A 14277-nucleotide genomic window follows, 5' to 3' on the forward strand; every position below is an offset into this window, starting at 1 on the left:
TCATGCGGTTGTTGAAACAGCTCGTGCCCGTCGCGCTGGTCGCCTTCGCCGGCGGCGCGATCGTGGGCGCGGTGCAGGGAAACCCACTCCTCACCCTGCTCCTCGGCCTCGCGACGGCCGTGCTCGCCGTACTCGTCTACGCCCGCGTGGTGCGGTGGTCCGAGCAGCGCGCGCCGGTGGAGGTGGCGGCGCGAGGCGCCGCCCTCGCCGTCGCGCGAGGGACGCTGATCGGGGTCGCGCTGTTCGCGGCCGTCATCGTGAACATCGCCTTCATGGGCGGCTACCGGATCGACGGCCTGGGATCACCGGCGGGCGCGGCCGGGCTGCTCGGCTTCATGGCCGCCGCCGCCGTGACGGAGGAGCTGCTGTTTCGCGGCATCCTGTTCAGGATCGTCGAGGAACGCACGGGTACGTGGCCGGCGCTGGCGCTGACCGCGCTGCTGTTCGGCCTGTCGCACCTGTTCAACCCGCACGCCGACCTGTGGGGCGCGATCGCCATCGCGATCGAGGCGGGCGGCATGCTCGCCGCCGCCTACGCCGCCACCCGCACCCTGTGGGTGCCGATCGGTGTGCACTTCGGCTGGAACTTCGCGGCGGCCGGCATCTTCGGCACCGAGGTCTCGGGCAACGGCGCGACGCAGGGGCTGCTGCACGGCGTGACCTCGGGTCCCGCCCTGCTGACGGGCGGCTCGTTCGGGCCGGAGGCGAGCCCGTACGCGGTGGTGTTCGGCCTGCTGCTGACAGTCGCGTTCATGTGGCTGGCCCGCCGGCGCGGCAACGTGGTCCCGATCCGGCGCGGCGCGACCGCTACGCTCGCCCGATGATCGATCTACGGCGGATCACGGACCTGTGGCGGCGCTGCGACGTCGTGGTCCGGGATCTGCCGTTCGGGCTGCTGCTGGCCGTCGCGTCGCTCCTGCCGGCGCTGCACGGCAAGGGGACGCAGGTCGGCGACCTGCCGGCCCGGCCCTTCGACGCGCTGGCGTTCGTGGTGATCGCCCTGGAGTCCCTTCCGCTCGCCGTGCGCCGGCGGTGGCCGGCCGTGTGCCTGGCGCTGGTGTCGCTCGGCTTCGTCCTCGACCAGCTCCGCGCCTACCACGTGTTCACGAGCAGCGCGATGCCCATCGCGCTCATCAGCGCGGGCGCCCACCTGGAGCGCCACCGGCGCGCCACCGTGGTCCTCCTCTCCGTGGCGTACGTGCCGCTGGCACTCGCGCTCGGCCGGATCGGCGCGAGCGAGAGGGTGGAAGGTTACGTGGTCTTCTACCTGGCCCTGGCCCTCGCGTGGGGCATCGGGGCCTGGCTGCGCTCCACCCGCGCCGCCGAGGCGGAACGCCGCCGCCACGTCGCCGAGGCCACCCGCGCCGCCGAACGCACCCGGATCGCCCGCGAGCTCCACGACGTCGTGACGCACCACGTGACGGCGATGGTCGTGCAGGCCGAGGCGGCCCGTTACCTGACGGCCGCGCCCGATCGCCTCGACGCGACGCTGAGCGCCGTCACCGACACCGGCCGGCGGGCCATCGGCGACCTGCGGCACATGCTCGACCTGCTCAAGGCCGATCACGACACCGACGTCGGCATGCCGTCCGCGGGCGAGCTCCGCACGCTCGTGGAGCAGACCCGCCAGGCCGGGCAGCCGGTGGAGTTCGCCGAGGAGGGCAACCCGGCGGAATCGGCGGGCAGCGCCGAGTTCGTGACCTACAGGGTCGTCCAGGAAGCCCTGACGAACGCCCTCAAACACGCCCACGGCAGTCCCACCACGGTCCGGGTGCGCTACGGCGAGAAGGAGATCAGCGTGGAGGTCGGCACCGACGGCCTCGGCTCCCGGGCCGGCTCTCCCGGCGGGAGCGGGCGGGGCCTGGCCGGGCTCCGGGAGCGGGTGGACGCCCTGGGCGGCGAGTTCAGCGCCGGTCGGCAGGCGGGCGGCGGCTTCGTGGTACGGGCCCGCATCCCCGCGGGGAGCCGGTCGTGAGCGCGCCGGTCCGGGTCCTGGTCTGCGACGACCAGGCGCTGATCCGCACCGGCTTCGCGACGATCATCGACGCGCAACCCGATCTGGAGGTGGTGGGCGAGTGCGGTGACGGCCGCGCCGCGGTGGAGCTCGCCCGGCGGATGAGCCCCGACATCGTCGTGATGGACGTGCGGATGCCGGTGCTCGACGGCATCGAGGCCACCCGCCTGCTGGCCGGCGCCGGGGTCGAGTCCCCGATCAAGGTGCTGGTGGTGACGACGTTCAACCTGGACGAGTATGTCTACGAGGCGCTGCGCGCGGGGGCGAGCGGGTTCCTGCTCAAGGACGCGCCGCCGGCGCAACTGCTGCACGGCATCCGCACCGTCGCCTCGGGCGCCGCGCTGCTGGCGCCCGAGGTGACGCGGCAGCTCGTCGGCAGGTACGCGTCCCGGATCCGCCCGGCCCAGGACACGCCCGGCGACACCGCGTTGACGCCGCGGGAGCTGGAGGTGCTGCGCCTGATCGCCGACGGGCTGTCCAACAGCGAGATCGCCGCCACGCTGGTGATCAGCCAGGAGACCGTCAAGACGTACGTGTCGCGCATCCTCACCAAGCTCGGCCTGCGTGACCGCGTGCAGGCGGTGGTCTACGCCTACCGCAGGGGCCTGGTGACCTGAGGCACGGCGTCCGTGCGCGACGACCGGGCGAAGACGGTGTCGAGCAGGCTGACGAGCCGGTCGAGCTGTTCCGGGTCGAGGCGGTCGGTCGCGGGCGCCAGGGCGCGCCGGATGTCGTCCTCCACGCGCTGGGCGAGTTCGAGCCCGGCCGGGGTCATGTACACCTCGACGACCCGGCCGTCCTCGGGGTTCTTGCCGCGGGTCAGCAGCCCTCGGCGCTGGGCGCGGTCGATGAGGCCGGACATCGTGGACTTGTCCAGGCCGAGGTAGGTGGCCAGGTCGGTGACGCGGGCGCGGCGGTCGCGCAGGATGCCGAGCACCCGTAGCTGGGTGAGCGACAGATCGTGCTCGCCGCCGATGCGGGTCAGCACGCCTGCCACCTCGAAGGTGGTCCGGACGAGGGCGTCCATGACGTCGTCGGCGGTGGTCATGCCGTCATGCTAGCCCGGTTGACATGGTTTGTATTCCCAACCATTATGTCGGTAGTTGGTATTACAAACCATCTCACGGAGGTCACCATGCACGCTGCCGTCATCCAGGCATCCGATGCCCCGCCGGTCTATCGCGACCACCCCGACCCCGCGCCCCGCCACGGCGACGAGCTGGTCGTCGAGGTCCTCGCGGCCGGGCTGCACCATCTGACCAGGGCCAAGGCGAACGGCTCGCACTACTCCAGCGGCGGCGCGTACCCGCTCGTCCCCGGCGTCGACGGCGTGGTGCGCGACGAGGAGGGCAACGTCCGCTACGTCGTCCTGGACGACACAGCACTGGGGACGTTCGCCGAGCGCACCCTCATCGATCCTCGCCGCAGCGTGATCCTGCCCGGCGGCATCGACCCCGTGCGCATCGCCGCCGCGATGAACCCGGCCATGTCGTCCTGGGTCGCGCTCCGCCGGCGGGTCGACTTCCACGCCGGTCAGCGCGTCCTCGTCCTCGGCGCCACCGGCAACGCCGGACGGATGGCGGTCCAGATCGCCAAGCTGTTCGGCGCCGCCCAGGTCATCGCCGCCGGCCGCGACACCACCCGCCTGCGGGCGCTCACGGCGCTCGGCGCCGACGAGACGATCGCCTACGACCGGATCGGCCAGGCGGCCGACGTCGACGTGGTCATCGACTACGTGTGGGGCGAGCTCGCCGCCGGCGCCATGATCCCGATGCTCACCGCCCGCGCCGACCGCACGGCCCCGCTGACCTGGATCCAGATCGGATCGATCGCCGGCCAGACCGCGCCGATCCCCTCCGCGGCACTGCGCTCCGCCCGCATGCGGATCGTCGGCAGCGGCATCGGCTCGGTCCCCGCCCGCGACTTCCTCGCCGAGCTGCCGGAGCTGGCCGCGGCGGTGACCGCGGGCGCGATCGACGTACGGGCCCGCGCCGTACCCCTCGCCCAGGTCGCGCAGGCATGGACCACCGAGAGCGACGACCGCGTCGTCCTCGTCCCCTAGTCGCCCCTCACCCGGGCGGGCTCGACGTCGATCATGACGATCCTGCTGTGCCGGTAGCCGTCCAGTTCCGTGTCGTTCCCCGGATCTGCGGGCCTGATCCGGCTGAACCTGAACGTGCCGTTCGTCTCGTTGACGTCGACGACGAGCCTGAGCGCGGTGGGCGGCTCCAGGGCGTGAACGCCCTTGCCGAACTCCAGGGCGAACGCGATCCCGTGCACGAGCAGGGTCCGCTGGTCCTCCTCGCTGATCCACGGAGCGCCCTCGTCGTCCAGCACGACGTCCACCGGGACGTGGTCCTCCAGGTGCAAGGACGTCAGGGTGCGCTCCCAGGACGTGAGGTCGTCCTGGGCCGCCGGGGCGCGTTCGGCACGCTCGGCGTCCGATTCCCAGGTCACCACCTCGCCCCGGCGGACGATGCCGTCCGTCAGACACTCGCGAAGGCCGGGTGACAGGCCGCCGGGCGGTTCGGCGACCGCCAGCCCGTTCATGATGCCGAGCAGGTCGGCCGCGGCGTCGTTCATCCTCATGGTCAGCACGCCTGCCATGATCGCGAACGGCACCCCGGACGGCCACTCGCTTTCGCGTACTCGTCCCGGATCGCCGGGGTCCTCGGCGTGCCGGTCCCCGCTGTCGCCGGGGGCGCGGGCGACACTGGGATCCAGCACGTGAAGGGGACGCGGTGAGCGTACGAGAAGCGACATTCGACGTTCTGCGGCGGGCCGGGCTGACCACGGTCTTCGCCAATCCGGGATCCACGGAGGTCACGCTGCTCGGCGGGCTGCCCGACGACCTGACGTTCGTGCTGGGCCTGCACGAGGGCTCCGTGGTGGGCATGGCCACCGGGTGGGCGATGGGGCACGACGCGCCGGCGCTCGCCGTGCTGCACACCACGGCCGGGCTCGGCAACGCGGTGGGCGCCATCGCGACCGCCCGCGTCAACCGGGTGCCGCTGGTCGTGCTCGTGGGCCAGCAGGACCGGCGGCACCTGGCACTGGAGCCGTTCCTCGCGGGACGGCTGACCGGGCTGGCGGGCGACTACCCGGTGTGGGCGGACCAGCCGGTCCGGGCCCAGGACGTGCCGGGCGCCGTGGCGCGGGCCGCCCACGAGGCGGTCACGTTCCGGGGGCCGGCGCTGGTGGTGGTGCCGATGGACGACTGGGACGCGCCGTACGAGGGGGAGATCCTCGCCGCGCCGGCCCGTCTGCTGCGCCCGCCCGCACGTCCGGGCGCGGGTGACGGCGGGGGCTCGACGGGTGACCTGACGCCGCTGGCCGAGCTGCTGGGCGGGGCGCGGGCGCCGGTCGTCGTCGCGGGCGCGGGGGCGTGCCGCGCGTGGGAGCCGCTGGTCGCGCTCGCCGAGCTGCTCGGGTGCCCGGTGTGGCAGGAGCCGTTCGGGGCGCGGGCCGGGTTCCCGCAGGACCATCCGCTGTTCGCGGGCGTGCTGCCCGCCGACCGCCCACGGCTGCGGGCGGCGCTGGCCGGACACGACGTGGTGCTCGCCGTCGGCGCGCCGGTCTTCCGGCAGTACTCGTACACGCCCGGGCCGCTGGTGGAGCCGGGCACGACGGTGGCGCTGGTCACGGACGACCCGTCGGAGGCGCATCGCAGCCCCGCCGACCTGGCCTGCCTGGCGGACCCGGCAGCGACCTGCGCCCACCTGACCGCCCTCCTCTCCGCCCGCCTCCCCGGGGCCTTGGGCGACGGGGCCGTGGGCGACGGCCCATCCGCGCATGTGCGGTCGGCGCCGGAGAACGTGCCGCCGGTCCCCGCCGGAGGACGGCCGCTGAGCTCCGCGCACGTGCTGCGGGAGCTCGCCCGCCGCATGCCCGCCGACGCCGTGCTCGTCGAGGAGTGCCCGTCGGCCAGGCTCGACCTGCACCGGCTGGTGCCCGCCCGCAACCCGCTCGGGTTCGTGTCGGCCGCGATGGGCGGCCTGGGCTTCGCGCTGCCGGCGGCCGTGGGGCTGCGCATGGCCCTGCCCGGCCGGCCCGTGGTGGCCGTGACCGGCGACGGCTCCGCCCTGTACGGCCTGCACGCGCTGTGGAGCGCCGCCCACTACCGAGCCGGCGCGCTGTTCGTCGTGCTGTCCAACAGCCGGTACGCGGTGCTGGACCGGCTCGCGGAGCACCACGGCGCGAAGGTCCCGTGGCCGGCCTTCACCGAGGTGGACGTGAAGGGCCTGGCCAGGTCGCTGGGCTGCCCGTCCCTGCGGGTGGAGACCCACGCCGAGCTGACGGCCGCCCTCGACGAGGTCATGCCCGCGCTGGCCGTCCGGGACGAGCCGCTGCTGCTCGACGTGACCGTGGCCGTGGACCGGGACCACCAGCCATGACCATGCGTAGCCGCGCACCCCTCTGACTGCGGCCTGTGACCGGGTCGTACCCTGGCCAGATGTCCTCGGCGAGATCCGCACTGCTGTACGCCGGCTTCGTGCTGGCCGCGCTCAACCTCCGCCCGGCCCTCGCCGGCCTCTCCCCTCTCCTCGACGAGATCATGACGGACGTCGGGCTCACACCCGCGGCGGGCGGGGCGATCACCACGGTCATGGTGCTGTGCCTGGGACTGTTCGGCTGGCTGACCCCGTTCCTGGCCCGCCGGACAGGGCTCGACCGGACGCTGCTCGCGGGCCTGCTGCTGCTGACCGTCGGCGTGCTCGTCCGGGCCGCGGACGGCGCGCCCGCCCTCTACCTGGGCGCCGCCCTGGCGGGCACCGCCATCGCCGTCATGAACGTCGCCATGCCCGGCGTGGTCAAGCAGCACTTCCCCGACCATGTGGGGCCCTGGACGTCGGTCTACGTCTCGGCCCTGGTCCTGGGCGCCGGGGCGGGGGCGGCGCTCATGGTGCCGCTGGAGCGGCTCACCGGGTACGGCTGGCGGGAGGTGTCGGCGCTGGCGGCGGTGCCCGCGCTGGCCGCCGCGCTGCTCTGGCTGCCCCAGGCGTTCCGCCGGCCCCGGGACGAACCGGCCCCCCGGAGCGAACCGGACGCCCGGGGCGCGGCCGTGCGGGCCAGGCCGTTCGCGGCGCTGCTGCGGAGCGGGACGACGTGGTGGGTGACGGCGTTCATGGGGCTCCAGTCGCTGACCTTCTACATCATGCTGGCCTGGCTGCCCACGATCTTCCAGGACGCCGGCCTGCCCGCCGACCAGGCCGGCTACCTGCTGAGCCTCACGAACCTGGCCCAGGTCGGGGCCACCTTCACGGTGCCCGTCCACGCGGGGCGGCGCAGGTCGCAGGTGCCGCACGTGGTGGCGTCGTCGGTGCTCACGGTCGCCGGGTACGTGGGCGTGCTGGCCGCGCCCACCACCGTGCCGTGGCTGTGGATGATCGTGCTGGGACTCGGCCAGGGCGCGTCGCTCGCGCTGGCGCTGCTCATCATCACCCAGCGCGCCCCTGACCCGGCGTCGGTCACGGCGCTGTCGGCGGTGGCGCAGTCGTTCGGCTACGTGCTGGCCGCCCTGGGACCGCTGCTGATCGGCCTGCTGCGGCAGGAGTCGGGCGGCTGGACCGTGCCGCTGCTCGCGGGCATCGCGGCCTGCGCGGTGCAGACCGTGACGGGCGTCCGCGCCGCCCGCCCCCGTCTGATCGCCCCCGACGGCCGCTCGACGGCGGCGCGGACCTGAGCCTCGGCGATCCTGGCCAGGGCCGCGCGCGCCTCGGGCCGCCTCCCGGCGGGCGCCGTGCGGACAGGGGCGAGGAGCGTCACCTCGACGACCAGCCGGCGGGTGGCGGCCACCCGCAGCAGGGAGGCGAGCAGCGAGTCGTCCCCGACGTAGCAGCCGCGGGTGGAGGTCGCCGCACCCTCGCGGTAGCGCAGCGTCGCCGGGCGCACGGCGGCCCCCGCGTCGATCGCCGCCTGGAACACGGCCGGCCGGAACTCCCCCATCCCGCGTCCGCACCAGGTGGTGCCCTCGGGGAACGCGACCACCGTGTCGCCCGCGCGCAGGGCGCCCGCGACCGTCGCGACGGCCGACGGCAGCGCGGAAAGCCGCTCCCTGTCGATGTACACCGCCCCGGCGCCCGCCGCCAGCGTACGGATGAGCGGCCATGCGCCGATCTCCCGCTTCGCCAGCGGGCGTGACGGCACCACGGCGGCCATGACCAGCGGGTCCATCCACGAGACGTGGTTGGCCACGAGCAGAACCCCCGCGCCCTCTCCCGGCCCGGCCGCCCGCGTCCCCGCGGGAAGGGCGGCGCCCGCCGCGGCCTCGACCCTGACGCCGAGCGCGCGCAGCAGCGTCCGCGCCCAGACCGTCGTCATCCGCGCCCGCCATGTCGTACGGGCCCTGCGGACCAGGAGGGCGACCGGGACACCGGCCAGCAGCACGAGCGCCGCCGCGCAGAGCCGCGACACGCGCCGGAGAACCCCCGCGGCGGCGACCGGGGGCTCCACGCAGGCGGCGGGCGAGCACGGCCCCATCCGCAGCCACGGGTTGATCTCCACCGGCCGGGCGGCGACGCTCACCGCGGCTCTCCGAGGAAGTGCCGCAGGTAACGGGTGTTCACCTGGGCCATCGAGAGCAGCACGAAGAAGTCGGCGGTGCCGAAGGCCCGGTCGTGCGCGGGGGCGCCGCACACCCAGGCGCCGAGCCGCAGGTAGCCGCGCAGCAGGGCGGGCACCACGAACCGGTCGGAACCGGCCGCGCCCCTCGCCCGCCACGGGTCGCGCGGCGTGACGCGATACTCCTCCGGCCCCAGGGGCACCCGTCCGGCGACGCCGGCCGCGAGCGCGCCGCCGTCGTCGAGGGAGACCGAGCAGCAGCCCGCCAGCCACTGGTGGCCGCCGCTCACCATGTACCGCGCGATGCCCGCCCAGAGCAGGCCGACCACCGCGCCCTTCCGATGGTCGGGGTGGACGCAGGTGCGGCCCACCTCGACCAGGTTCTTCCTGAGGGGCGCGAGGGTGCCGAGGTCGAACTCGGTGTCGGAGTACAGCCGGTCCGCCCGCCCGGGAGGGAGCAGCCGGTAGGTGCCGACCACCGCGTCCCCGTCGCGTACCAGGAGGTGATCGCAGTAGGCGTCGAACCTGTCCACGTCGAGGCCGGAGACCGGGCTGTCGAGCCGCGCCCCCATCTCCTCGGCGAAGACCTCGTGCCGCAGGCGCTGGGCGGCCCGCAGGTCGGCGGCGCTCGTGGCCAGGCCGACCGTGTAGCGTCCGGTGTCGAGAGAGCCGGTGTCGAGCGGGCCGGTGGCGAGAGAGATGGTCATCGGCGCGAGTCCTTCCCTGGAGGCGTCTCGCGACAATGTCGACATATCGACGTGAAGACGGAGTCTCCCGTCCGGGGCAGCGAGGCGTCCGCGGGATGAACCCGCAGCGCCCCGGCGCGCGCCTCACCCCGCCGAGCGCGCCGGAGAGCGCCGGTCGCCGCCGGGCACGGCCGGCTCGGGCAGCGTACGGAACAGCAGCCAGGCCAGGAGCGGCAGCACGACCAGCGGCGCCAGGGCCGTGCGCAGGGAGGTGGCGTCGGCGACCGCGCCGATGACCGGGCTGGCGAGCCCGCCGACGCTGACCGTCAGGCCGAGGGTGATCCCGCTGGCCGTGCCGACGCGCGTGGGCAGGTAGTCCTGGGCCAGGGTGACCTGGAGCGAGAACGGGACGTAGAGGCCGGCGGAGGTCAGCGCCACGAACAGGTAGACCGCCGGCCCCGGGACGAACACGGTGCCCGCGACCGCCGCGACGGTGACCAGGTACGCCCACCGCACGACGGTGACCCGGTCCCAGCGCTCGGCGAGCCTGCCGCCCAGCACGGTGCCCACCGCTCCGCCCGCGTACAGCACGAACAGCGCGACCGTGCCCGCCGCCGTCCCGCTGTCGCCCACTTGTTCCGGCACGTACGAGGAGATGAACGCGCTCAGCCCGACGAACACGATCGACCGGCAGACCACGGCCAGCGACAGCCGCGCGAACGCCCTCCTGTCGTCGCCCCCCTCGGGGAGGCCGCCGCCGGAGCCGCCGCGCGCCGGCCGTCCCAGGGCGCGCAGGACGGGCAGGCACAGCACGGCGCCCGCCGCGGCGGGCGCCACGAGCAGCGGCGAGAGCCGCAGCCCGCCGCCGGCGACCACGGCCGCGACCATGAGCGGCGCGCAGGCGAAGCCGATGTTGCCGCCGAGCGAGAACCAGCCCATCGCGCTGTGGCTGCCCCCGCTGGCGATCCGGGCGACCCGGGCCGACTCGGGGTGGTAGGCCGCCACCCCGACCCCGGACACGGCCACGAACGCCAGCGTCAGCGCGTACGAGCCGCTCAGCCCGCTCAGCGCGACGCCCACCCCGCCGAGGAGCGTGCTGACGGGCAGCAGCCACGGCATCGCCCATCGGTCGGTGAGCAGGCCGAACACCGGCTGCGCCACCGAGGACAGCAGCGAGGCGGCGAGCACGATGCCCGACACGACCGCGTAGGTGTAGGCGCGCTCGGCCACGAAGAACGGCACGAGCGCCGCCACGGCCCCCTGGTAGACGTCCACGCAGGCATGCCCGACGGAGAGCAGCACGATCGCCCGGTTCTTCGTTCCCACCCCGCCATGCTCGCCCGGAGGCGGGGTGTCGTACTTCCGATAACCTGCCAAGTGATGACGAACATCCGCCATCAGCCGATCGCGCCCACCCACGCCCGGTGGCTGGCGCAGGGGGCGGCCATCGACGCCCACCGCCACGACGACCACCAGATCGTCTACGCCGCGCGCGGGGTGCTGGCCATCACGACCGACGCGGGCTCGTGGATCGCCCCGGCGACCCGCGCCATCTGGGTGCCCGCCGGGACCGTGCACGCCCACCGGGCCCACGGCGAGCTCGAACTCCACTTCGTCGGCCTGCCACCGGGCGACAACCCGCTCGGCCTGGACGCGCCGACGGTGCTGACCGTCGGCCCGCTGCTGCGCGAGCTGATCCTCGCCTACACCCGCGCCCCGGACGACGACAGCCCCGAGCGCGGACGCCTGCGCGCGGTCCTGCTCGACCAGTTGCGGGCCTCGCCCCAGCAGCCCGTGCACCTGCCCGCCCCGACCGCCCCGCGCCTGAGGGCGCTGTGCGACATCCTGCGCGCCGACCCGGCCGACGACCGCACGCTCGCCGCCCTGGGCAGGCAGGTGGGGGCGAGCGACCGCACCCTGTCGCGGCTGTTCAGGAGCGACCTCGGCATGACGTTCCCGCAGTGGCGCACCCAGTTGCGCCTGTACCACGCCCTGGTCCTGCTGGCCGAGAACATCCCGGTGACGACCGTGGCGCACCGCTGTGGCTGGTCGTCGGCGAGCGCGTTCATCGACGTCTTCCGGCGCGCCTTCGGCCACACCCCAGGCGCTCACCTGCCCTGACGGGCCCGATCCAGGAGGATGAACGGCACGGCCAGCACGGCGAGCCCGGCCCCGATCAGGCAGACCGAGGTGAGGGACGCCCCCTGCGTGAGCGAGACGGCCGCCACCACGGGGGTGATGCTGATGCCGAGCTGGAACGCCGACACGGTGGTGGCGCCGGCGAGGGTCGGCGCGTCGGCCGCGATGGCGAAGACGCGTCCGTAGAGGGCGGGGTTGAGCACGAACGCGGCGACGCCGAGCAGGAAGACCGCGGGCACCACCGCCCAGACCTCCCGCATCACGACGGCCAGCACGACCGACAGGACCGCGATCGCCAGTGCGCCGGTGAGCAGCGCGAGGTGGGGCCGCCGGTCGGAGACGCGGCCCCCGACGGACAGGCCGACGAAGGCGCCGACGCCGAACAGCGCGAGGATCGCCGGGATCCAGACCTCCGGGACCGCGGTGATGCCGGCCAGCATGGCCGCCAGGTAGTTGAACGTGATCATGTACGCGGCGGTGGTCAGGATCGTGATCGCGTAGATGCCCCAGAGGAGCGGACGCCGCATCGTGGCCAGTTCCCGCGCGACGCTCGGCCGGGCGGGCCGGTCGACGTCCGCGGCGGTGGCGGGGAGCCCGGCGACGCAGCCGACGATCCCGGCGGCCGTCAGCGCCACGACGCCCCAGAACCCGCCGCGCCACTCGGTGAAGTGGCTGAGCAGCGTGCCCGCGGGACCGCCGGCGACCATCGCCACGCTGAGGCCGCTGACCACGACTCCGGAGGCGCGGGCGTTCCGGTCCGGCGTCACCAGGCCGATCGCGGTCACCGACGCGACCGCGAAGAAGCCCGCGTAGGCGATGCCCGACACCACCCTGGTCAGCAGCAGGACCTCGTAGCCGCCGAGCAGTCCGGCGACGATGGCGGCGGCGAACAGCCCCTGGGTCGCCACCAGGGCGGTGCGGCGCGGCCACCGCAGGCTGAGCACGGCGAACGGCGGCCCGCCGACCACGACGCCCAGCGCGAACGCGGTGATCAGGAACCCGGCCGAGGACAGCGTGACGTCCAGATCGACGGCCACCGCCGGCAGCACGCCGGCCAGCAGGAACTCCGCGGTCCCCATCGCGAACAGGCTGAACCCGAGCAGGTACACGCCGGCCGGCAACCGGTCGGAGGACGCCTTCCGGGGCGTCCGCGTGGTGGTGGTCCCGGCCATCAGATCGCGCTCCCCGCGTCGGGCCCGTCGGCCTGGGCGGCGGCGGACAGCTCCCGGTCGAGCAGCCAGGCCGTCATGTTGATGGCGGCGACCGAGCCGGCGCCGGCGGCGGTGACGACCTGCGCCCGGGGGTTGACCACGTTCCCGGCCGCCCAGAGCCCGGGGACGTCCGTGGCGCCGTGCGGGTCGACGGCGACGAGCCCGCCGGCGGGGTCCCTGCCCGCGCCGAGCGCGGTCAGGATCGCGTCATGGGGCACGGGGCGGGGCGCCACGAAGACGGCCTCACACGCGACCGTCCCGCCGTCGTCGAGCTCGATCACCACCGGGTCGTCGAACGTCGTCCCGTCGCTCGTCCCGTCGCCCGTCCCGTCGTTCGTCGCGACCCGGGTGACGCGTGCGTCGACCAGGCGCACCCCGTACGCCGTGAGCCGGCGACGCTCGGCGGCGCCGACCTCGGCGCCGTTGACGCAGAACGTCACCGAGGAGCTGTAGCGGCGCATCAGCGCGGCCAGATGCGCCGACACCGCCGCCATCGCGCCGCCGATCACGGCGATGGCGCGCCCCCGCACCTCGTAACCGTGGCAGTGCGGGCAGTGATGCACCTCGGACGCCCACCGCTCCGCCAGTCCCGGTATGTCGGGCAGTTCGTCCGTCAGCCCCGTCGCGACCAGCACCGACCGGGCCCACAGGACGCGGTCGTCGTCGAGCCGCAGCTCGAACGTGCCGTCCTGGGCGCGCCGCGCGTCGCTCACCGAGCCCCGCACGAGGCTCCCGCCGTAGCGGATGAACTCGTCCTGACCGGTCGCGAGGAACTCCTTCGGCGCCATGCCGTCCCGGGTCAGGTAGCCGTGCATGTGCTCGGCGGGCCCGTTCCGGGGCTCACCGCCGTCGACGACCAGGGTCGTGAACTGCGCTCGCGCCAGCACGACCCCGGCCGTCAAGCCGGCGGCCCCACCTCCGACGATGATCGTGTCCCACATCGGATCCGTTGTCGTGTCCACTCGGATCACCTCCACCGGGAGGATCGCCGGGACGGGCCGGAATCGACAAAGTTCGTTGCCGTTTCCGGGACGCATTGGTTGACTGCGGTGCATGGACGAGCAGCAACCGAGCGTCGGCGCCGTGATCGAGCAGATCGCTCCCCGGCTGCGACGCGCCCGCGAGAAGAAGGGCGTCAGCCTGGCCGACCTCGCGCGCGCCACCGGCATCTCGACCAGCACGCTGTCGCGACTGGAGTCGGCCCAGCGCAAGCCGAGCCTCGAACTCCTCCTGCCGATCACCGCGGCCCTGGGCATCCCGTTCGACGAGATCGTCACCGCGCCCCGGATCGTCGACCCGCGCGTGCCGCAGGAGCCCACCAGCAAGGACGGCCGCGTGCTGATCCCGTTGTCGCGCCAGCAGGGCGAGCCGCGCGCGTACAAGATGATCATCCCGGCGCACGACGAGGAGCCCCACCTGCGCACCCACGCGGGCCACGAGTGGCTCTACGTGCTCCGCGGGCGGCTCCGCGTCAAGCTGGGCGAGCACGACTTCGTCATGGGAGCCGGGGAGGCGGCCGAGTTCGACTGCCAGATCCCGCACTGGTTCGGCGCCGCCGGACGTGGCAGCGTCGAGGTGCTCAGCCTCTTCGGCAAGCAGGGCGAGCGCATCCACCTCCGCACCCAGCAGCGCTGACGCCGCCTCGCCGAGCGCCCCGAATCAGGGC

General features: G+C 74.4%; 14 protein-coding genes and 1 pseudogene. 8 read left to right on the plus strand and 7 right to left on the minus strand.

Features of this window, described 5'->3' with window-relative positions:
• Positions 1-2: 2 nt before the first annotated feature.
• From HTZ77_RS02555 to HTZ77_RS02565, 3 genes are read left to right on the plus strand one after another with little or no spacing between them, the layout of a single operon-like run.
• Positions 3-824: a CPBP family intramembrane glutamic endopeptidase gene (locus tag HTZ77_RS02555; protein WP_175587757.1), complete on the plus strand. Its 822-nt coding sequence runs from the start codon at positions 3-5 to the stop codon at positions 822-824.
• Positions 821-1975, plus strand: coding sequence for a sensor histidine kinase (locus tag HTZ77_RS02560; protein WP_175587758.1), 1155 nt, complete (start codon positions 821-823; stop codon positions 1973-1975). Before HTZ77_RS02555 ends, HTZ77_RS02560 begins: the two co-directional genes overlap by 4 nt.
• Positions 1972-2631: a response regulator gene (locus tag HTZ77_RS02565; RefSeq protein ID WP_175587759.1), complete on the plus strand. Its 660-nt coding sequence runs from the start codon at positions 1972-1974 to the stop codon at positions 2629-2631. Before HTZ77_RS02560 ends, HTZ77_RS02565 begins: the two co-directional genes overlap by 4 nt.
• Here the strand turns inward: HTZ77_RS02565 and HTZ77_RS02570 are convergent.
• Positions 2607-3062 (minus strand): MarR family winged helix-turn-helix transcriptional regulator, encoded by a 456-nt coding sequence (locus HTZ77_RS02570; RefSeq protein WP_175587760.1) that lies wholly within the window; start codon positions 3060-3062, stop codon positions 2607-2609. The two genes, HTZ77_RS02565 and HTZ77_RS02570, sit on opposite strands and share 25 nt — an antisense overlap.
• Positions 3063-3149: 87 nt before the next feature.
• Here HTZ77_RS02570 and HTZ77_RS02575 point away from each other — a divergent pair, with 87 nt between their 5' ends.
• Positions 3150-4076, plus strand: a complete 927-nt coding sequence (locus HTZ77_RS02575; protein ID WP_175587761.1) for a quinone oxidoreductase family protein — start codon at positions 3150-3152, stop codon at positions 4074-4076.
• Here HTZ77_RS02575 and HTZ77_RS02580 read toward each other — a convergent pair.
• A complete protein-coding gene (locus HTZ77_RS02580) occupies positions 4073-4741 on the minus strand; it encodes a hypothetical protein (RefSeq protein WP_175587762.1) in 669 nt (222 codons plus the stop codon). The two genes, HTZ77_RS02575 and HTZ77_RS02580, sit on opposite strands and share 4 nt — an antisense overlap.
• A gap of 14 nt (positions 4742-4755) precedes the next feature.
• Here HTZ77_RS02580 and HTZ77_RS47995 point away from each other — a divergent pair, with 14 nt between their 5' ends.
• Both HTZ77_RS47995 and HTZ77_RS02590 read left to right on the plus strand, forming a co-directional pair.
• Entirely contained in the window at positions 4756-6408 is a 1653-nt protein-coding gene (locus HTZ77_RS47995; RefSeq protein ID WP_175587763.1) for a thiamine pyrophosphate-dependent enzyme, read from the plus strand.
• 59 nt (positions 6409-6467) lie between these two features.
• Positions 6468-7697, plus strand: a complete 1230-nt coding sequence (locus HTZ77_RS02590; protein WP_175587764.1) for a CynX/NimT family MFS transporter — start codon at positions 6468-6470, stop codon at positions 7695-7697.
• A gap of 206 nt (positions 7698-7903) precedes the next feature.
• On the opposite strand, the pseudogene HTZ77_RS47255 reads toward HTZ77_RS02590, so the two are convergent.
• The 3 genes and pseudogenes from HTZ77_RS47255 to HTZ77_RS02605 all read right to left on the minus strand — a co-directional run.
• Positions 7904-8494 (minus strand): annotated as a pseudogene (locus HTZ77_RS47255) (lysophospholipid acyltransferase family protein); the annotation flags it as partial.
• Positions 8495-8535: 41 nt separating this feature from the next.
• Positions 8536-9282: a GNAT family N-acetyltransferase gene (locus HTZ77_RS02600; RefSeq protein WP_175587765.1), complete on the minus strand. Its 747-nt coding sequence runs from the start codon at positions 9280-9282 to the stop codon at positions 8536-8538.
• Positions 9283-9405: 123 nt separating this feature from the next.
• Positions 9406-10587 (minus strand): MFS transporter, encoded by a 1182-nt coding sequence (locus HTZ77_RS02605; protein WP_328808378.1) that lies wholly within the window; start codon positions 10585-10587, stop codon positions 9406-9408.
• 54 nt (positions 10588-10641) lie between these two features.
• Between HTZ77_RS02605 and HTZ77_RS02610 the strand changes: the two genes are divergently transcribed.
• Positions 10642-11382 (plus strand): AraC family transcriptional regulator, encoded by a 741-nt coding sequence (locus HTZ77_RS02610; protein ID WP_175587767.1) that lies wholly within the window; start codon positions 10642-10644, stop codon positions 11380-11382.
• Here HTZ77_RS02610 and HTZ77_RS02615 read toward each other — a convergent pair.
• Together HTZ77_RS02615 and HTZ77_RS02620 are read right to left on the minus strand one after the other, a co-directional pair.
• On the minus strand, positions 11370-12572 hold the full coding sequence (locus tag HTZ77_RS02615) for an MFS transporter (RefSeq protein ID WP_175587768.1): 1203 nt from the start codon (positions 12570-12572) through the stop codon (positions 11370-11372). The two genes, HTZ77_RS02610 and HTZ77_RS02615, sit on opposite strands and share 13 nt — an antisense overlap.
• A complete protein-coding gene (locus HTZ77_RS02620) occupies positions 12572-13573 on the minus strand; it encodes an NAD(P)/FAD-dependent oxidoreductase (protein WP_328808379.1) in 1002 nt (333 codons plus the stop codon). Before HTZ77_RS02620 ends, HTZ77_RS02615 begins: the two co-directional genes overlap by 1 nt.
• A gap of 91 nt (positions 13574-13664) precedes the next feature.
• On the opposite strand from HTZ77_RS02620, the gene HTZ77_RS02625 reads away from it, so the two are divergent.
• Positions 13665-14246, plus strand: coding sequence for a helix-turn-helix domain-containing protein (locus HTZ77_RS02625; protein ID WP_175587769.1), 582 nt, complete (start codon positions 13665-13667; stop codon positions 14244-14246).
• Positions 14247-14277: the final 31 nt, after the last annotated feature.

Source organism: Nonomuraea montanisoli, from assembly GCF_013363975.1.
Classification (GTDB): domain Bacteria; phylum Actinomycetota; class Actinomycetes; order Streptosporangiales; family Streptosporangiaceae; genus Nonomuraea; species Nonomuraea montanisoli.